The organism is Flavobacterium quisquiliarum (genome assembly GCF_019308285.1).
GTDB classification, from domain to species: Bacteria; Bacteroidota; Bacteroidia; order Flavobacteriales; family Flavobacteriaceae; genus Flavobacterium; species Flavobacterium quisquiliarum.
In genome coordinates this window covers 117,022-136,429 of sequence record NZ_WWEM01000039.1, presented here as the reverse complement: position 1 = coordinate 136,429, position 19,408 = coordinate 117,022, and the positions used below count along the sequence as shown (strand labels likewise).

At 34.0% G+C, this 19,408-nt stretch carries 19 protein-coding genes and 1 tRNA gene; 7 read left to right on the top strand and 13 right to left on the bottom strand.

The features are described from left to right. The first annotated feature begins 130 nt into the window (after window positions 1-130). The gene (locus tag GSY47_RS22445; protein ID WP_179001878.1) at window positions 131-307 is read left to right on the top strand and encodes a hypothetical protein; all 177 of its coding nucleotides are present in this window, start codon (window positions 131-133) and stop codon (window positions 305-307) included. 168 nt (window positions 308-475) lie between these two features. Here the strand turns inward: GSY47_RS22445 and GSY47_RS22440 are convergent. Further along, window positions 476-549, bottom strand: a tRNA-Ala gene (locus GSY47_RS22440). 104 nt (window positions 550-653) lie between these two features. On the opposite strand from GSY47_RS22440, the gene GSY47_RS22435 reads away from it, so the two are divergent. The 4 genes from GSY47_RS22435 (at window position 654) to GSY47_RS22420 (ending at window position 3,259) form a co-directional block, all read left to right on the top strand. Further along, on the top strand, window positions 654-1,418 hold the full coding sequence (locus GSY47_RS22435) for an enoyl-CoA hydratase/isomerase family protein (RefSeq protein WP_219071539.1): 765 nt from the start codon (window positions 654-656) through the stop codon (window positions 1,416-1,418). A gap of 325 nt (window positions 1,419-1,743) precedes the next feature. After that, window positions 1,744-1,920 carry a hypothetical protein gene (locus GSY47_RS22430; RefSeq protein WP_179001874.1) on the top strand — a complete coding sequence of 59 codons (177 nt, stop codon included), beginning with the start codon at window positions 1,744-1,746 and terminating at the stop codon, window positions 1,918-1,920. 33 nt (window positions 1,921-1,953) lie between these two features. Then, window positions 1,954-2,406 carry a 6-pyruvoyl trahydropterin synthase family protein gene (locus GSY47_RS22425; protein WP_179001872.1) on the top strand — a complete coding sequence of 151 codons (453 nt, stop codon included), beginning with the start codon at window positions 1,954-1,956 and terminating at the stop codon, window positions 2,404-2,406. Window positions 2,407-2,515: 109 nt separating this feature from the next. Then, a complete protein-coding gene (locus GSY47_RS22420; RefSeq protein WP_179001870.1) occupies window positions 2,516-3,259 on the top strand; it encodes a UDP-2,3-diacylglucosamine diphosphatase in 744 nt (247 codons plus the stop codon). On the opposite strand, the gene GSY47_RS22415 is transcribed toward GSY47_RS22420, so the two are convergent. From GSY47_RS22415 to GSY47_RS22380, 8 genes are all read right to left on the bottom strand, one after another. Next, window positions 3,260-4,471, bottom strand: coding sequence for a cytochrome c3 family protein (locus GSY47_RS22415; RefSeq protein WP_179001868.1), 1,212 nt, complete (start codon window positions 4,469-4,471; stop codon window positions 3,260-3,262). It abuts the gene before it with no gap. A gap of 83 nt (window positions 4,472-4,554) precedes the next feature. Then, the gene (locus tag GSY47_RS22410; protein WP_179001866.1) at window positions 4,555-4,911 is read right to left on the bottom strand and encodes a hypothetical protein; all 357 of its coding nucleotides are present in this window, start codon (window positions 4,909-4,911) and stop codon (window positions 4,555-4,557) included. 231 nt (window positions 4,912-5,142) lie between these two features. Beyond that, complete coding sequence (locus tag GSY47_RS22405) at window positions 5,143-6,057, bottom strand: alpha/beta fold hydrolase (protein ID WP_179001865.1); 915 nt, start codon at window positions 6,055-6,057, stop codon at window positions 5,143-5,145. Continuing rightward, window positions 6,058-7,341: an MFS transporter gene (locus tag GSY47_RS22400; protein WP_179001864.1), complete on the bottom strand. Its 1,284-nt coding sequence runs from the start codon at window positions 7,339-7,341 to the stop codon at window positions 6,058-6,060. After that, window positions 7,328-9,031, bottom strand: coding sequence for a single-stranded-DNA-specific exonuclease RecJ (gene recJ, locus GSY47_RS22395; RefSeq protein WP_179001862.1), 1,704 nt, complete (start codon window positions 9,029-9,031; stop codon window positions 7,328-7,330). Before recJ ends, GSY47_RS22400 begins: the two co-directional genes overlap by 14 nt. Before the next feature lie 337 nt (window positions 9,032-9,368). Beyond that, window positions 9,369-9,713, bottom strand: coding sequence for a HopJ type III effector protein (locus GSY47_RS22390; RefSeq protein WP_135223461.1), 345 nt, complete (start codon window positions 9,711-9,713; stop codon window positions 9,369-9,371). 106 nt (window positions 9,714-9,819) lie between these two features. Further along, window positions 9,820-10,539 (bottom strand): 16S rRNA (cytidine(1402)-2'-O)-methyltransferase, encoded by a 720-nt coding sequence (gene rsmI, locus GSY47_RS22385; RefSeq protein ID WP_179001860.1) that lies wholly within the window; start codon window positions 10,537-10,539, stop codon window positions 9,820-9,822. Window positions 10,540-10,581: 42 nt separating this feature from the next. Further along, window positions 10,582-11,607, bottom strand: a complete 1,026-nt coding sequence (locus GSY47_RS22380) for a hypothetical protein (protein ID WP_179001858.1) — start codon at window positions 11,605-11,607, stop codon at window positions 10,582-10,584. 244 nt (window positions 11,608-11,851) lie between these two features. On the opposite strand from GSY47_RS22380, the gene GSY47_RS22375 reads away from it, so the two are divergent. Both GSY47_RS22375 and GSY47_RS22370 read left to right on the top strand, forming a co-directional pair. Then, window positions 11,852-12,442: a thymidine kinase gene (locus tag GSY47_RS22375; protein ID WP_091494672.1), complete on the top strand. Its 591-nt coding sequence runs from the start codon at window positions 11,852-11,854 to the stop codon at window positions 12,440-12,442. 34 nt (window positions 12,443-12,476) lie between these two features. After that, window positions 12,477-12,896 carry a hypothetical protein gene (locus GSY47_RS22370; protein ID WP_179001856.1) on the top strand — a complete coding sequence of 140 codons (420 nt, stop codon included), beginning with the start codon at window positions 12,477-12,479 and terminating at the stop codon, window positions 12,894-12,896. Between the two features lie 145 nt (window positions 12,897-13,041). Here the strand turns inward: GSY47_RS22370 and rpoN are convergent, their stop codons facing one another. The 4 genes from rpoN to GSY47_RS22350 form a co-directional block, all read right to left on the bottom strand. Then, window positions 13,042-14,502 (bottom strand): RNA polymerase factor sigma-54, encoded by a 1,461-nt coding sequence (rpoN, locus tag GSY47_RS22365; protein WP_179001854.1) that lies wholly within the window; start codon window positions 14,500-14,502, stop codon window positions 13,042-13,044. 278 nt (window positions 14,503-14,780) lie between these two features. Continuing rightward, window positions 14,781-15,056, bottom strand: a complete 276-nt coding sequence (locus tag GSY47_RS22360) for a GxxExxY protein (RefSeq protein WP_246611378.1) — start codon at window positions 15,054-15,056, stop codon at window positions 14,781-14,783. Window positions 15,057-15,248: 192 nt separating this feature from the next. Next, entirely contained in the window at window positions 15,249-16,694 is a 1,446-nt protein-coding gene (gene asnS / locus GSY47_RS22355; RefSeq protein WP_132988808.1) for an asparagine--tRNA ligase, read from the bottom strand. A 330-nt stretch (window positions 16,695-17,024) separates the two neighbouring features. Then, window positions 17,025-19,391 (bottom strand): efflux RND transporter permease subunit, encoded by a 2,367-nt coding sequence (locus GSY47_RS22350; protein ID WP_179001852.1) that lies wholly within the window; start codon window positions 19,389-19,391, stop codon window positions 17,025-17,027. Window positions 19,392-19,408: the final 17 nt, after the last annotated feature.

The following is a 19,408-nucleotide window of genomic DNA, read 5'->3' as shown; positions in this document are numbered from 1 at the left end:
ATAAGAAACCTTTTTAAAGAAATATCTTTCAAATTGAATAATTGTAAATAAGTATTCAAGAATTTTATTCTTAACCTTTTGATAATATGGTGAGTAGTTTAAATTTTTACTTTTAATTAAAATTTAAATTATGGAAATTAATTGGGTTGTAATAGGAGTAGTGATTTTACTGATTGTTGTTTTAGTTGTATTGACCATCAGAAAAAATCTAAAAGAGAAAAAGAAATTGGAAAATTTACTAAATAATGATTTCAAAAAAGCTGAAAAAGTTGATGTCGATGCTGAGGATTCAGCTAATGAGAAATAAAGATAGATTTGTGATTTCAAACGAGAAATGAAATTAGAAATTCTACAAAGTATATCGTCAATCTTTTTCGATTCACGAATGTGATTTCTCGTTCCGAAATGACAAGATTGCAAAACCTTAGAAAAAAATAAACCCTTGTAAACAGAATTTACAAGGGTTTTGATTTTGTGGAGAATACCGGATTCGAACCGGTCGCCTCTACGCTGCCAGCGTAGCGCTCTAGCCAAATGAGCTAATCCCCCAAAGCGTCAACAAATAAAGTCAAATAATTCTCAAAAAACAAATTTAGAAATCAATCAGATAAAATATTTTTCAAAAGCGTAACTTTACGTTTAAATCTATTTTTATGAGTTCAGAAAATCTAAATGGAAGTTTAGAAACTTCTTTTCAAAATACAATTGCAACGGTACAATTTGGACATCCTGCCAGCAATTCTTTTCCGAGAGCTTTGTTAAACCAACTTACGACTGAAATTAATTCGCTGAGTAGAGATGAAAATGTTTCTGTTATTATTTTAAAAAGTGAAGGAAACAGAGCATTTTGTTCCGGAGCTTCTTTTGATGAACTTTTGCAGGTTGAAAATGAGGAACAAGGCACAGAGTTTTTCTCAGGCTTTGCTCATTTGTTAAATGCCATGCGCAATTGCAATAAATTAATTATTGGTCGTGTTCAGGGAAAAGCTGTTGGTGGTGGAGTCGGAATTATTTCGGCTTGTGATTATGTTTTTGGAACTCCTGAAAGTGCTATAAAATTGTCTGAACTGGCAATCGGAATTGGCCCATTTGTTATTGAACCTGCTGTTTCTCGTAAAATAGGAAAAACGGCGATGACTCAAATGACTTTGGCACCACATGAATGGAAATCTGCTGAATGGGCTTTTGAAAAAGGACTTTATTCAGCTTTAAGTGATTCTGCGAATTTGGATCAGGATGTCGAAAATTTTGCCCAAAAATTAAGTTCTTATAATCCCGAAGCTTTATTTGAAATGAAAAAGATTATTTGGGAAGGAACAGAAAAATGGGAATCACTTTTGTTTGAACGCGCTGCAATTACAGGCAAATTGGTTTTATCTGATTTTAGCAGAAATGCTTTACTGCAGTTTAAAAAATAGCTATGATATAAGTCATTTATTTTGGGGAAATAACTATATAATTTTGACAAGGAGTTGCTAACTAAAAAAAAATAAACACATAGAAACATAGATTTAGTTTGTGAATAAAAGAAATTAGAAAGAAACTAGTTTCTCACACATAGAATAGCTATGTGAATTTATGAAAGTGAAACGCCTTTTTTTAATTTCCAATTAGCTATGTTTCTATGTGTTTAAATATAGCGGTAAAGTTTCTATGAACTGGTTAGACTTAGAAGAAGAGTTAGATAGAATAATCCAATTAATTCTTTTAATCTGTGGCTATAAAAAATAAATATAATTTAAAATGAAACTTATTTCCTTATTCCAAAAAGTTGACATTGCAGAGAAAATTAAAGAGGCTCCAGACAGTGGTTATCAAATAGGCGTTGTCATTGGATCTTTCATTCCGTTTCTTGTTTTGGGCGGACTTGCTTTGTGGATGTATCTTAGGGCTAAAAAAAGAGACAAAAACGGCAATTAATTTGTAAATTTGCAAGCTTAAAATTAAAAATCGATGAGTAATATCAGAATTACAAAACAGTTTAGTTTCGAAACCGGTCACGCTTTGTACGGTTACGACGGAAAATGTAAGAACGTTCACGGACATAGTTATAAATTATCGGTAACGGTTATTGGCTCACCAATTACGGATCGATCGAATGTAAAGTTCGGAATGGTAATTGATTTTTCGGATCTAAAGAAAATTGTAAAAGAAGAAATCGTCGATCAATTTGATCATGCAACTGTTTTTAACCAAACGACTCCGCATATCGAATTGGCTAATGAATTAAAAAACCGTGGGCACCATGTGATTTTGGTTGATTACCAGCCAACAAGTGAAAATATGGTGGTTGATTTTGCAGAACGAATTAAAAATAGACTTCCTGCCGGAATTGCCCTTTTCTCATTAAAACTTCAGGAAACAGAATCTTCGTTTGCAGAATGGTATGCAAGTGATAATTTGTAAAAAAGTTAGAGGTTAAATGTTAAAAGTTAGACGGCAAAGTCGAAATTGATATTATATAACCTCTAAACCTAACACATAACCCTTAACTCATAACTCCCAACTTTCATCAATGAAAAAAATATATTTTGCTTCAGATCAGCATTTTGGTGCGCCGACTCAGGAATTGAGTTTACCGCGCGAAAAGAAATTTGTTGCCTGGTTAGATGAGGTTAAAGAAGATGCAGAAGCCATTTTTTTGTTAGGAGATTTGTTTGATTTTTGGTTTGAATATAAAACAGTCGTTCCAAAAGGTTTTGTGCGTGTTTTGGGGAAACTGGCTGAAATTCGCGACAGTGGAATCCCGATTTATTTTTTCGTAGGAAATCATGATTTATGGATGAACGACTATTTTGAAAAAGAATTGAATATTCCCGTTTATCACGATAACAAAGAATTTACTTTTAACGGAAAAACCTTCCTGATTGGACACGGCGACGGAAAAGGCCCTGGTGATAAAGGCTATAAAAGAATGAAAAAGGTATTTACGAATCCGTTTTCAAAATGGCTTTTCCGTTGGCTTCATCCAGATTTAGGTGTTGGTTTAGCACAATATCTATCTGTTAAAAACAAATTGATTTCTGGTGACGAAGACATTAAATTTTTAGGTGAAGATAAAGAATGGCTGATTCTATATGCCAAACGAAAGTTAGAAACCAAACATTACAATTACTTTATTTTTGGACATCGTCATTTGCCAATGATTCGTTCTGTTGGCGAAAATTCAGAATATGTAAATCTTGGGGACTGGATTGGTTACTTAACATATGGTGTTTTCGATGGAGAAAAATTTGAACTTTTAGAGTACAAGAAATAATTACTTTTTAGCACTAGGATAAATTCCGATCTTGTGCGTTCTCAAAATATAACTGGATAATTGTTTGCTGTTTGAAAGCTGGAAATTAATCGCGTTCGAAGCTTTTTTGGGCATGTGGCATTCTATGCAATTATCTGCCAATAATTTCTCAGGCATTGTTTTAAGCGTTGTTTCATTGTGTTCTAATCCCTGATGACAGCTCATACAGATTTTAGAATAAGACGCCATGTTTTTAGATGCATTTTCATGCGGATTATGACACGTAATACAATCCATTTTATTGCTGTTCATAAAACATTTACTTTGTGCCATTAACCTAAATTGGTTTCCGTGAACATCAAAAGTAGCAGTGTCATTTATACTTCGGGTTTCACGAAAGTATTCGGATAAATTATCTCCTGGTTTAAAGTCAAAACGGGATTTTAATTTCATTCCATCATTTCCTGCGTGGCATAAAGCACAGGCATCAAGTCTCTGTTGTCTGCTCAATGATTTAAAACTTGTAATGCTATTGGCGATTTTAATGTTAGGGTTTTTCAAATGAAAATCAACATGTTTTTTGGCTGGGCCATGGCAGCGCTCACAGTCAATTCCGTACACAATTGTTTTTTTATTGATGGCATCTTCAACGTCCATTGACATGAAATTTTTGTCTGCAGAACTTTGGTTAATCGTGCGCGAACTAATATTAGAACTATGACAGGCATAACAATCTTTAACCACCATTCGGTCAAAATAAGGTTTATCAGCAGGGAAACCTGGACTTGTGGCCCAATTGTTTATTGAATGATAAAAGGAAACTGGTAATTCGTAAGTGTTATTATTTTTCCAGTAAACAGAGGTTTGTGCATGTTTAGTTCCAAAAACAATTTCGAATTTATATTTGGAAAGTTCTTTTCCGTTTTTGTATAAAACTTGATACAAACTGTCGCCCCGTTTTTGCATGACCAATTTGGTGTCTTTATCATAAATGAAAGTATGATTTTTAGAATCGAAATCGCCTGAAACATTTCCTAAAATTGCAGGAGCAGTAGCTTTAAAATGGGAACTGTGAAGCGCCATTTCAGATTGTACTTTATGACATTGCACACAACTTTCCGAACCCGCATAATCGGTGCCGCGAGGATCTATGTATTCTTCTGATTTATTGGAACAGTTGACAAAGAAAATTGCCAAGAAAATAGTGGAGAATAGAAATACAGCTTTTTTCATTGCTGTAAATATACTTTTTTTTGATTTGAATCAAAATATATTTCAATAATGAAAAAATGTTGTTAAAATATTTAGAATGCTTCTTAATTCATTCCAACTCCGTAGATATATTCATCTAATTCGATTTTGAATAAAGAACCTTCAACTAAATCTTTAATAGATTTTAATTCGGTCATATTTACAGCCAGATCAATCGAATTACAAGGTGTTTTCAATAAGAATTTATGGCAGGAATATTTCATTTCGCAAGCTTCGCAGCAAGCATTTTCAATCATACTATCTTCTATTAAATCGCAAAAAAGATTTAATTCAGCCAATGTAAAATAAAAGCCGGTTTCTTTAAAAACCAATTGCACTTTGTCCGAAATAGTAGTGTTTCGGTCTTTCCAGTAAAAAGCTATTCCAAAGTTATTATGATATATCTGTTCAATTTCTCTCATCGTAAATCCTTTTATTTCAACAAATATAAATATTATTTAAATTAATTCTAAATAAAAAAATCATAAAAAATAAAAAAAAATGAACCATATAAGTGATATAAGTTCATATTAAAGAGATTTTATTTTGAGAAGTATTGAATAATAAAAAAAGCCTTCAGTTTTTAGCTGAAGGCTGATCTGATAAATTTCAATATTAAATGAACTTATATCACTTATATGGTTCAAAAAAAGTTATTTAAGCCATTTCTTTATATTAGAAAGAAATTCTTTCTGTTGATCTACAAAAAGATAATGAGAACAATTGTCCAGAAAAGCAAAATGATTTACACCAGCAATATCTTTTATAGATTGAATTTGTGCCGATGAAAAAATGCCGTCATCTTTTCCATAAATAGCCAAAATGGGAACTCCTTCAGCTTTGATTTTCTTTAATAAAGGTCGGCTGTCGATATTATTTTGTTTTTCGTTTTGATAAAAAAGCAAAGGCGCATTTTTGTTTCGGATATTCGTTTTATAAAATTCACTGGCTTCATAATTAGCATACAACTTTTTGGATGCTTTAGTAGGATTTGGCATTTTAAAGTAATTTTCATCACTTGCTAAATCAAAACAATGTTTTCGATATCCTGCAGAATTTTTATCAAGTTTTTCTATGTAAGCTATTTTATTAAGTGTTTTAGAATCGCCGTCATGTATTTTTTTAATAGAACTTAAAATATGATTGTAAGTTTCCTGTTGCGAAAATAAAGCTCCTGCCAAAATTAAAGCGCTGATTTTCTGCGGATATTTATTAGCATAAAGTGTCGCCACTAAACCGCCAAAACTATGACTTAGTAAAACCGCCTTTTTCAAATGATACTTTGAGTAGATAGAATTTAAATCCTGAATAGCTTCTTCATAAGTAAAAGTTGCATTAGAATCTGTAGATCTTCCTTCGCCACGACGATCGTAAGCAATAACATAAAAACCTTGATTGGCTAGATTTTGAGCAGTTGTTCCTTCGAACAAAGTAGCATTCCCACTTGGGCCTCCGTGAATGAAAATTACAGGTTTGTTTTTCTCGTTCCCGTAAGTTTTGATGTAAAGATTTTGCCCTTGTACGAATAGAGATATGATCAAAAATAAATAAAGAAAGAATGATCTCATTTAATCCAATTTACTATGATCATCCATATCTCTTTTCAAATCTAAATTTCTAAATGTTGGCGATTTTAAAGCTGTTACAATTACGGTTAAAAGTGTAACACTTCCTCCAAAAACAACTGAAGTTACGGCTCCCATCAATTTTGCAGTTGCACCGCTTTCAAAAGCACCTAATTCATTTGAAGAACCAACAAAAATCGAATTTACAGCACCTACACGTCCACGCATATGATCGGGAGTTTTAAGCTGTAAAATCGTTTGACGGATTACTACCGAAATTCCGTCAGCCAATCCGCTTAAAAATAAAGCGAAAACAGAAAGCCAAAAATAAGTAGAAAGTCCAAATAAGATGATTGATAATCCGAAAACAAAAATGGCAATTAAAAGTTTCTTTCCTGCATTTTCATACAAAGGCACATAAGCAGAAACAAGCATCGTGATAAAAGCACCTACAGCAGGAGCGGCTCTTAGGATTCCGAAACCTTCTGAACCCACTTTCAAGATGTCTTGCGCAAAAACGGGCAATAATGCAACGGCACCGCCAAATAGTACTGCAATCATATCAAGTGATAATGCTCCAAGAACAATTTTGTTTTTAAATACAAAAGTTAAACCTTCCATAAGGCTGTCTTTTATAGATTCTCCCATTTTTGGATTTATGATTGGTTTTTGACTGATTTGCGATAAAGCAATTAAAGAAAGAATTGAGAATCCGAAGACCAAACACATTGACCAGTGAACTCCAATCCAATTAATAGAGAATCCCGCCAATGCTGGTCCCATTACAGCTCCAATCTGCCAAACCGAGCTGCTCCAAGTTGCAGCATTTGGATATACTTTTTTAGGAATGATTAATGATAGAAGAGAAAAAATAGTTGGTCCCATAAAAGAACGTACGATTCCACCAAAAAATACTAAAGCATAAATCGAATACAAAATAAGATGCGTAGACCAACCTCCAATTACTTTTGGCCAAGTGAGTAAGAAAAGCCCAAAACTGATTACAGAAAATCCTAAAATACATTTTACCAGCAAACTTTTCTTTTCTCTTTGATCAACTATGTGTCCTGCAAACAAAGACATTGAAACGGCGGGAATAATCTCCATTAAACCAATAATTCCTAAAGAAAGCGGATTCTTGGTTAAACTGTAGACTTCCCATTCAATTACAATAAACTGCATCGACCAGGCAAAAACCATCGCAAAACGCAATAATAAAAACACATTGAATTCTCTATAACGCAATGCCTGATAAGGATCAGGTTTGTTGGATTTAATTTCTTCCATTTGTTCGAATATCTTTCAGCATAAGCTGTGTTGAAACAGTTCCATTCCATTCATTTTCGGCAATGGTGTAAGCCAATTGAAACAGATTTTGATTTTGTGTTATGTTTAGTTTTTTTCCGAGTCCAAATCCAATAGCAGCGATTCCGTCTGAGTTGTACTGTTTCGCGAAAAGCCTTAAATGCTCTTCTTCTGCACCTAGAGTTTTGGCATAACCAGTATCTTTCACATCTGTAGTCATAAAAACAGGTGTCATATTTTGTGGTCCAAAAGGTTCAAATTGTTTTAAAATCCGAATCAATTTTGGGGTTATATCAGAGAAGTTTATTTCGGCATCAATTTCGATTTCCGGAGTTCGCATTTCGGGTTGAATGGTTTCTTGCACGCATTTCTCAAAAGCTTCTTTAAAAAGCTGATAATTTTCCGCTTTTAAAGTCATTCCTGCAGCATACATGTGACCTCCAAATTGCTCTAAATGTTCTGAACATGCATCGAGCGCATTGTAAACATCAAAGCCTTTTACAGATCGGGCAGAAGCCGCGTATTTGTCGCCGCTTTTAGTAAAAACCAAAGTCGGACGATAATAGGTTTCAATTAATCTTGAAGCGACAATTCCGATAACGCCTTTGTGCCAGTCTTCCTGAAAAACGACAGTCGAAAATCGTTCTTCTTCATTGTTCTGTAAAATCTGCTGAAATGCTTCTTTGGTAATTTTTTTGTCTAAATCTTTTCGGTCGGCGTTGTATTGTTCGATTTCTGAGGCGAATTGCTGTGCTTGCTCAAAATCAAATTCGGTTAACAATTCAACAGCATGATTTCCGTGTTTGATTCTTCCTGCGGCATTAATTCGTGGCGAAATAATAAAAACAACATCAGTAATGTCTAAAACTTTCTTTTTTACCTGATGTACCAAAGCTTTAATTCCAGGTCTTGGTTCACTATTGATTACCTTCAATCCGAAATAAGCCAAAACTCGATTCTCTCCAGTTATCGGAACAATATCGGCTGCAATTGCTGTGGCAACCAAGTCTAAATATGGAACCAGATCTTCTATAGTTTGATTCCGATTTTGCCCTAAAGCTTGAATCAGTTTAAACCCAACACCACAACCGCATAATTCATCATAAGGATAATTACAATCCTCTCTTTTTGGATCTAAAACAGCAACTGCATCTGGTAGAAAATCTCCAGGTCTGTGGTGATCGCAAACAATAAAATCGATGTTTTTCGCTTTCGCGTAAGCAATATGATCAATCGATTTGATTCCGCAGTCGAGAGCAATAATTAAGGAAATTCCGTTGTCGTCAGCGTAATCAATTCCTTTATAGGAGATTCCGTAGCCTTCATCGTAACGATCCGGAATATAAGTAGCAATATGTGGATAATGTGATTTTAAATACGAAGAAACCAAAGAAACCGCTGTTGTTCCGTCCACATCATAATCGCCAAAAACCAAGATGTTTTCCTGATTTTCAATCGCTTTTTCGATTCTCGCAACGGCTTTGTCCATATCTTTCATCAAATACGGATCATGCAGATGTTCTAAAGAAGGGCGAAAGAAATTCTTAGCATCTTCAAAAGTTTCAATGCCGCGCTGAATCAAAAGCGTTGCTACAAAATCTTCAACATTTAAAGCTTGGGCCAAATGTTTGATTTTGTCTTCAGAAGGTTTTGGTTTTAATGTCCAACGCATTTTTTAATTGTAGATTTTAGATCTTAGATTTCAGATTTATGAAATCGTTTAATCTTGATAGGTAATTTTTTTTTAAACACATAGAAACATAGCTTATTGGAAACTTGAAAAAGGCGTTTCACTTGCATAAATTCACATAACTTTGACTATGTGTTAGAAACTAGTTTTCTTTCTAAATTCTTTTATTCATAAATAAAAATCTATGTTTCTATGTGTTTAATTTTTTCACGCAGATTTTGCAGATACGGCAGATTTTTTTAATCCTTTTAATCTGTAAAATCTGTGGCAAAAATATTTTGTTTTGTAAGGGCTGCGACTCCGCTCAGCCTGACATTTGTTACTTCGCTTCTAGAGCATTTCCTTCAAATTGAATTCCGTCCCAGCCTAAGTTGATGAAATTTCTAATATTTTGGTGATTTGTTCCGTTTGGATCTCCTAAAACTTCTTCAAAATAAAATGCTCCAAAACAAGCTAAAGTTTCGTCTTTGCTTAAATTTTGCAGTTTTGCAAAAGAAAATAATTTACAAGAACCTGAATTTTCTCCAGCAGCATTGTGCTGTGTTCCATTTTGAAAAGCGGTTGGTGTAAAATTGTAATTTTCTTCGATTACGGCAATAGTTTCTGGAAATGTGATTTGTGTTGGAGTTTGTTTTACTTTTTCTAAAAAGGCTTGAATGCTCATGATTATAGTTTGATTTTTTTTTTGCCACGAATTCACGAATTAATTTTGTGCGAAACTTTATAATTAACCTGTGTTAATCCTTTCAATCTGTGGCTGAAATAATTATTTATTCTTCTTCATCCTTAGAAAATTTACTTTTCTTAGGCTCTTTTGTTATGGTTTTTCCAGCAACGACAACGACGATTTCGCCACGCGGGGCGGTTTTTTCAAAATGCGCCAGAACTTCTTTTGCAGTTCCGCGCACATTCTCTTCGTGTAATTTTGATAATTCTCGAGAAACGCAAACTTGTCTGTCTTCTCCAAAATACTGAATGAATTCAGCCAAAGTTTTAACGAGTTTGTGTGGTGAAACGTATAAAATCATCGTTCGGGTTTCTTCGGCTAAAGCCAAAAAACGAGTCTGACGTCCTTTTTTATCAGGCAGGAAACCTTCAAAAACAAATTTGTCATTTGGGAGTCCGCTATTTACCAAAGCTGGGACAAAAGCCGTTGCGCCTGGAAGACATTCTACTTCGATTTTATTTTCAACACAGGCTCTTGTCAATAAAAATCCAGGATCAGAAATTGCCGGAGTTCCAGCATCTGAAATCAAAGCAATGGTTTCGCCAGCTTTTAAACGGGCAATTAAGTTTTCGATGGTTTTGTGCTCGTTGTGCATATGATGGCTGTGCATGTGCGTGCCAATTTCAAAATGCTTCAATAGTTTGCCGCTTGTGCGGGTATCTTCGGCCAAAATCAAATCGACTTCTTTCAAAACCCGAATGGCTCTGAAAGTCATGTCTTCAAGATTGCCAATTGGCGTTGGAACGATATATAATTTTGACATAGTTGTTTATTCGTAAAATTTGAGCTGTAAAAAGTGAAATGTTTATGCGAATTTCTTTTCTATAATTCCCATAAAACGTTCAGCATAATCTTCTTTTCCATCCCAATTATTGTAATCAGGTTTTACCATGTTTTCAATAAATTCTTTTGCCTCGCTGTAAGAATCAAAAGTCATTAGTTGGTTTAAAACACGACTGTAATCTTCTGTACTGTTTCCGAAAAGATTTTTGGTAAAGGCAATTCTATCATTTAGATCAATGTGGAATCCTCGGGATAATTTTTCGTTTAGGCTAACTGCTTTTGGTTGAGATGTAGTTTCAAGAATAGCGGTTTCTGCTTTTTTAGGTTCTTTGAAATCGTTAATTGATGGCGTCGAAGTAGGAGGCACGGCTTCAAAACTGTCCACTTTTACAAACTGTGCATCAGCATAATTAATTCCAAAATCTTCGAATAAAATAGTCGGTTTAGCAGAATTGTCAGTTTTAGAATTTTCCTTAATTTCCTCTTTAACGTCTTCTTTGATTTCTTGTGTATCTAATTCAAATGCAGGTTTAAAATCTGGAATTGGTTTTAAATCACTTACAGTTGTAAACGAAAGTTCTTCAACAGTATTTTTAGATTCTTCTACCTTCTCTATTTCTTTTTTAGCTTCAGGTTCAGGTTCGATAATTTCTGCCGCGATTGGCTCAGGAGTTTCTTCTATTACTGGCTCAGGAGTTTCAATAACTTCAGCTGTTTCTTCTTCAATAATTTCAGGTGAATCATTTTCTTCAAGTAGAATTGTTTCTTCTACAACTGGAGTTTCTTCTTTGATTTCTGCCTCAAGTTCAATTACGGTTGGAACTATTTCTTCTTCTTTATTGAAAAGAGTTTCCAATTCGTTAGTAATATCAGCTTGCCCAATGGTTGGTTTTGCAGCGTCGAAATTTTCTTCTACAAATTTTAATACCGCTAATTTTTCATATAATTTCTGAGTTTCAAGATACAATTGATTGATATCGGATTTATTTTTAAGCTTTAAAATTCGATGTGCAATGCTGATTAAATCGGCTTCCAATTTTTTTTTCATAACTGTTGAAATTATAGTGAATACGGTATTTTAGTGTAATTAATGTCTGAAAGTCTTTATTCTTAAATAAATCTGGAGATCTTTTAAAGATATTTTTTATTTCTGTTAATAAGCGTTTGCCGATCTCCGATTTGATAAAATTTTTCTACTTTTGAAAAAATGTAAAACAGCACATTTTTACGTCGATTTATTACCAGTACAAAGTAATAAAAACTATTCATTTTTAAAGGCAGAAAAATACAAAATGTTTCTCGAAAATACAGTAAATCACAAAGAACAATTTGGGTGGATTGAAGTTATTTGTGGATCAATGTTTTCGGGTAAAACCGAAGAGTTAATCCGCAGATTAAAGCGTGCGCAATTTGCCAAACAAAGAGTTGAAATCTTCAAACCCGCTATCGATACCCGTTATCATGATGAAATGGTAGTGTCTCATGATTCTAATGAGATTCGTTCTACACCAGTTCCAGCAGCTGCTAATATTTTAATTTTGGCACAAGGCTGTGATGTGATCGGAATTGATGAAGCACAGTTTTTTGATGATGAAATTATTACAGTATGTAATGATTTAGCCAATCAGGGAATTCGTGTAATCGTTGCTGGTTTGGATATGGATTTTAAAGGAAATCCTTTTGGACCAATGCCTGGACTCATGGCTACTGCAGAATATGTAACCAAAGTGCATGCGGTTTGTACCAGAACCGGAAATTTAGCTAATTACAGTTTTAGAAAAACAGATAATGATAAACTGGTGATGCTTGGAGAAACGGAAGAATACGAACCGCTTAGCCGTGCAGCGTATTTTAAAGCAATGAAAAAAAATCAAGAAAAATAACTTCTGAATTTTAATCTTATTAAGAAAACAAAATATGAGAAAGTCGAATATTTTATTGTTAGTTGTTATTGGAATTGCACTTGTTGTGGCGGTTTATTTTCAATTTTTCCTTACTGAAGAAGCAGAAGAAACAAATACTGAAATAACGGAATTAGTCACAAAGTATAATAAAAACTGTCCGCTGACTATTCAGGAAGGCATTCGTTTAGATAGTGTCAGCTTAACTGAAGAAAGAACGGTTCAATACAATTTGACTTTGATGAATGTAGTACAAGAAACTGCAGAAACGGATGTAATTAAGGAAGAAATTGAAAAGAGTCTTTTAAGTACTGCAAAATCAAATCCTGGGCTTCAGGTTTTTAGGGATAACGATTACACACTGAATTATAGTTATAGCGATAAAAAGAAAGTGTTTTTGTTTGCTATCAAAATATTGCCAGATCAGTATAAATAATTTAACGTTTTAAAGACGTTGTTAAACCCGACAGGTTTCAGAAACCTGTCGGGTTTCTTGTTTTATGAGGATAATTTTGTAGGGTATAAAAAAACCTAACAGGTTTTTAAAACCTGTTAGGTTTGGTATATCTAGAAATATAATCTTAAATCTTCTTTCTCATTCTCGCTACTGGAATATCCAATTGTTCACGATATTTTGCGATTGTTCTTCTCGCGATTGGATAGCCTTTTTCTTTTAAAATTTCAGCCAATTGATCATCCGGAAGCGGTTTTCTTTTGTCTTCTTCTTCAATAGTGTTCTGAAGAATCTTTTTAATTTCAAGAGTTGAAACATCTTCTCCTTGATCATTTTTCATTGCTTCAGAAAAGAATTCCTTGATCAGTTTAGTTCCGTATGGAGTTTCTACATATTTGCTATTCGCTACACGCGAAATCGTCGAAATATCCAAACCAACCATATCCGCAATATCTTTTAAGATCATTGGTTTTAGCTTGGTTTCGTCACCGTCTAAGAAATATTCTTCCTGATAATGCATAATCGCATTCATGGTCACAAAAAGTGTTTCTTGACGCTGTCTGATGGCATCAATAAACCATTTGGCTGAATCTAATTTCTGTTTGATAAACTGAACGGCATCTTTCTGTGCAGTCGATTTATCTTTGGATTCTTTATACGTTTGCATCATTTCCTGATAATCTTTAGAAACGTGCAGAGAAGGAGCATTTCTTCCGTTTAAAGTCAGTTCCAATTCACCGTCCACGATTCTGATGGCAAAATCTGGAACTACATTTTCAGTAACTTTATTATTTCCAGCAAAAGAACCGCCCGGTTTTGGGTTTAATCTTTCAATTTCGTGAATTGCTTTTTTAAGCTGTTCGTTTGAAACACTGTATTTCTGTAAAAGTTTATCGTAGTGTTTTTTCGTAAAAGCATCAAACTGATTTTCGATAATGTCAATGGCTAAATCAACATATTCAGTTGGTGTTTTATGTTTTAATTGAAGCAATAGACATTCCTGTAAATCGCGTGCTCCAACTCCAGAAGGTTCCAGTTCATGAATTACAGTCAGCATTTTTTCGACCATTGCTTCATCAGTATAAATTCCCTGAGTAAAAGCCATATCATCTACTATATCTGGAACGCTTCTTCGAATGTAACCCATATCATCAATACTTCCAACAAGGAATTCAGCGATTTCGCGTTCTTCATCGTTTAAAATAAAAGTATTCAGCTGATTGATTAAATCCTGATGAAAACTGATTGGAGCAGCAAAAGGCGTTTCGCGTTCTTCATCATCACTATAATTGTTCACCTGAGTTTTGTAATCAGGCGTATCGTCGTCGCTTAGATATTCGTCAATGTTGATGTCGTCTGCTTCGATTCTGTCAGATTCTGCATCATCATAATCGTCGTAGTCTTCATTGGCAAATTCATCGGCTTCGTATTCGTCTTCTTTTCCAGCTTCAAGAGCCGGATTTTCGTTCATTTCTTCTAATAAACGCTGTTCAAAAGCTTGCGTAGGCAATTGAATTAACTTCATCAGCTGAATTTGCTGTGGAGATAATTTTTGGGATAATTTTAAATTTAAAAATTGCTTGAGCATAGTTAAGGCGCTATTTTTTGCCACTAAGGCGCGAAGGCACAAAGTTTTATTTGTTTTTTTGTTTCTTGCTACAAAGGCACTAAGACACAAAGTTTTTTATTTTAACACTGGGCGTTAAGACACAAATTTTTGTTTGCGTTCTAATTTTACTGAGAGTTTCAAAATACTTTTTTCGTATTTATAAATCTTCTGATACCGCTCTTTATCAATGGAACATTGAAATTAATTAAAAATCCTAGATCTTTATCCAGTAATTTTAACTGACTTATAATTTGTGCTTACCAAACCGGATTCATTTGCTCAACTGCTTTAATTTCTATAATGATAGAATCTTCAATCAGTAAATCTAATCTTAAGCCTTCGCTAAATTCAATTCCGTCATACACGATTGGAATATCAACTTGGCGTTTTACATCAAGACCAGCTTTAGCAATTTCATGAGCTAGACAAACTTCATAAACTCTTTCTAATAATCCAGGTCCAAGTTGCTTATGAACTTTAAATGCTGAGTTTACTATTATTTTTCCAATTTCTTCCGTTCTTTCAGAGAGCATATATTTTTTTGGTTTTGCCACGAAGGCACTAAGGCACAAAGTTTTTTTTGAAAGTTTTTAAATCTTTATCAAATAATAAAATAATACTTGTGAATTTGCGTCTTCGTGGTATTATTTTAATTTTTTTTTGAGTCTTTAATTCGTTCAGTTTAAAAGTAACTTAGCGTCTTTGTGCCTTCGTGGCAAAACTTCCTAGAACTCTGCGCTACCCGGAGTTCTCGGGAAAGGAATTACGTCTCTAATGTTCGTCATTCCTGTAACAAACAATACCAAACGCTCAAATCCTAAACCGAAACCTGCGTGAGTTGCCGATCCAAATCTTCTCGTATCTAAATACCAGTATAATTCTTCTTTATCAATTCCTAGTTTTTCCATTTTCTCAACCAAAACATCGTAACGTTCTTCTCTTTCAGAACCACCAACGATTTCTCCGATTCCAGGGAAAAGGATATCCATCGCACGAACTGTTTCTCTTCCTGGTTCAGTGTTGTCGTTCAAACGCATGTAAAACGCTTTGATGTTTGCTGGGTAATCGTATAAAATTACCGGACATTTAAAGTGTTTTTCAACCAAGAAACGTTCGTGTTCTGACTGTAAATCAGCTCCCCATTCGTTGATTAAATATTGGAATTTCTTCTTTTTATTTGGAGTTGAATCTCTTAAAATATCAATTGCTTCTGTATAAGAAACACGTTTGAAGTTGTTTTCCAATACGAAGTTCAATTTCTCTAACAAAGCCATTTCGCTTCTTTCAGCTTGTGGTTTTGATTTTTCTTCTTCTAAAAGTCTTCCTTCCAAGAATTTCAAATCATCCTGACAATTATCTAAAGCATATTTAATTACGTACTGAATAAAATCTTCAGCCAAATCCATGTTGTCGTCAAGGTCGTTGAAAGCAACTTCAGGCTCGATCATCCAGAATTCTGCCAAGTGACGAGAAGTGTTTGAGTTTTCAGCTCTAAACGTTGGCCCAAAAGTATAAATCTGACCCAAAGCCATTGCAAAAGTTTCACCTTCTAATTGTCCAGAAACCGTCAAGTTCGTATGTTTTCCAAAGAAATCTTTTTTGAAATCAATGTTTCCTTCTTCGTTTTTTGGAAGATTATCCAATGGCAAAGAAGTAACCTGGAACATTTCTCCAGCACCTTCAGCGTCAGCTCCAGTGATAATTGGTGTGTTTACATACACGAAACCTTTTTGCTGGAAATAACTGTGAACTGCATAAGATAAAACCGAACGAACACGCATAATCGCACCAAAAGCATTTGTACGTACACGCAAGTGTGCATTTTCACGTAAAAATTCTAAAGAGTGTTTTTTAGGCTGCATTGGGAATTTCTCAGCATCAGAATCTCCAAGAATTTCAAGTTTGTTCACCTGAATTTCATATTTCTGACCCGCACCTTTACTTTCAACCAAAGTTCCAATTACAGAAACCGCAGCTCCAGTTGTGATTCTTTTTAAAGTTTCTTCCGGTGTATTTTCAAAATCAACAACACATTGAATATTATTAATTGTAGAACCGTCATTAAGCGCGATGAACTGATTATTTCTAAAAGTTCTCACCCATCCTTTTGCATTCACTTCCTGTAGCGTCGTCGTACTGTTTAATAAGTCTTTAACCTTTGTGTGTCTCATTTTAATTTTAGATTTATAGATTGCTGATTTTACATCAAAATAAAACCAGTGTTTTTTATATCGAATTGCAAATATAAACGATAATAATTAATTTTTGAAGCTGTTTCCTGCTCTTCGCTGTATCTTTCTATTTTTAAAGAAAAAATAGAAAGGATGTCGCTTCGATCAGGGCTAGGGCACTCGTTTTCAAAAGGAGCTATTTTTCTTCTATTTTGTTATTAAGGCGAGTATTAGTGTAAATTTATAAGCCACGAATTCACGAATTATTAAAATTTGTTTTTAAATTAATTCGTGAATTCGTGGCGAATATCTTTATATGGCAAAGAAAAATTATTTCTCCAAATTCTCCAATTCCTCTTTCTTAGTTTTCTTCTTCTCAAAAGTTAAAACCAGTGATGGCAATACAACCAAGTTAGCAAACATTGCAAAAACCAAAGTACAGGAAATTAATCCTCCTAAGGCGATTGTTCCGCTGAAACTTGATAAAGTAAAAGTTGCAAAACCTAAAATCAAAACTACAGAAGTATAGAAAGTACTTACACCAGTTTCTCTTAAGGCACTGAAAACAGATTTCTTCACTTTTCCACGGTTTTGAATCAGGTCATGTTTGTATTTCGCCATAAACTGAATCGCATTATCTACTGAAATTCCGAAAGCGATACTGAATACCAAAATCGTTGAAGGTTTTAACGGAATTCCGAAATAACCCATTAATCCAGAAGTAATACAAAGCGGTAAAATATTCGTAATCAAAGAAGCTGCTACCATTTTGAAAGAACGGAATAAATACAGCATCAAAATTGCAATAGTCAAAATCGCAAACAATAATGATTCGATTAAGTTATGTGCCAGATAAGTTGTTCCTTTTTGGAATACTAAAGCTTTTCCTGTAATCGTGACTTCGTAACGGTCTTTCGGGAAAATCTCGTCAATTTTTTTGCGTAATTTTCCTTCTACTTTTGCCATTTCATCTGTTCCAATATCTTTCATGAAAGTCGTGATTCGGGCATATTGTCCAGTCGAATCCACGTAAGCTTTCATTAAGTTTTCTTTGCTGTTTTTGGTTGCATTTTTAGCATAACCCAGAATAAAAGTTTGTTCCTGAGAAGTTGGCAATTGGTAATATTCAGGATTTCCGTTATAGAAAGCTTGTTTTGCATATTTAACCAGGTTTACAACCGAAACCGGTTTTGCTAATTCTGGAATTTCTGAAATGGTATTTTGCAATTCATCCATTTTACGAATTGTAGCCGGCTTCATAACACCTTTTTTCTTTTTAGTGTCAATCATAATTTCCAGCGGCATAACTCCGTTGAATTCCTTTTCGTAAAATAAAATATCTTTAAAGAAAGAAGCTGTTTTCGGCATTTCACCAATTAAACTTCCTGATACTTTCATTTGTCTCACTCCATTTAAACTTATTATAAAAAGGATAGCATAAATAGTGTAAACGATTGTCTTTTTACCTTTAACGATATTCGCAACCACATTTAAAAGTGTTGAAATATACGTTTTGTCTAAATGGTATAAGTGTTTCGCTTTTGGCAATGGCATAAAACTGTAGATAATCGGCACGATAAAAAGTGTCAAAGTATATACAGAAAGCACGTTGATAGAAGTTACCAATCCAAATTCAAAAAGTAATTCATTTCCGGTAATCATCAAGGTTGCAAAACCAATTGCAGCAGTTAAATTGGTCATCAAAGTCGAAGACCCAATTTTTGAAATCACACGCTGTAACGCCTTTGCCTGATTGTTATGCAGTTTAATTTCCTGCTGGTATTTATTAATCAGGAAAATACAGTTGGTAATTCCGATTACGATAATCAGCGGTGGAATAATAGCCGTTAAAATCGTGATTTTATATCCAAATAATCCAAGCGTTCCAAACGACCAGGTTACGCCGACAATTAAAATACAAATTGAAATAAATGTCGCTCTGAATGAACGGAAGAAGAAAAAGAAAATTAAAGAAACCGTCAATAAAGACGCTCCAATAAAAAGTCCGATTTCGCCTTTCATATTATCCGCATTGATCGTACGGATGTAAGGCATTCCCGAAACTTTAAGATCGATTCCTGTTGTTTTTTCGAATTTATCAATTTTCGGAACTAAATCTTTTAAGATAAAAGTCTTTCTTTCAGCTGTATTTACCAGCGCTTTGTTCATGTAGATGGCAGAACGAACACTCCCGCTTTCTTTGTTAAACAAAAGCCCTTCATAAAAAGGAAGATTGTGAAACAAATCGTATTGAACCGTTTTTAAATAAGCTGGATCAAGTACTTTGCTTTCTTCAATAAATGGCGCTAAAACAAATTTTTGATTTACAGTATCTTTTTCCAGTTTCTTTAAGTCATTCAAAGAAATTACCAAATCAACTTCTTTCGCTTTTTTTAGACCATTCATCAATTCTGTCCAAGCAGCGTAATTCTTAGGTGTAAAAAACTTCGGATCTTTAAAACCAATCACAATAAGGTTTCCTTCTTCGCCAAACTTATCAAGAAATTTTTGATAATCTTTATTCGCAATATGATCTTTTGGAAGCAAGTTGGCTTCGGTATAAGTCATAGACAGGTTTTTCCATTGATAACCAAGGAAAATAGTTAACAGGGAAAGAATAACCAAAATAGTTATTCTGTTTTTAAGTATAATTCGGGCCAGTTTTTCCCAAAATCCGACTTGGACAGCGTTTTTCATATATTCTTTAAAAATGG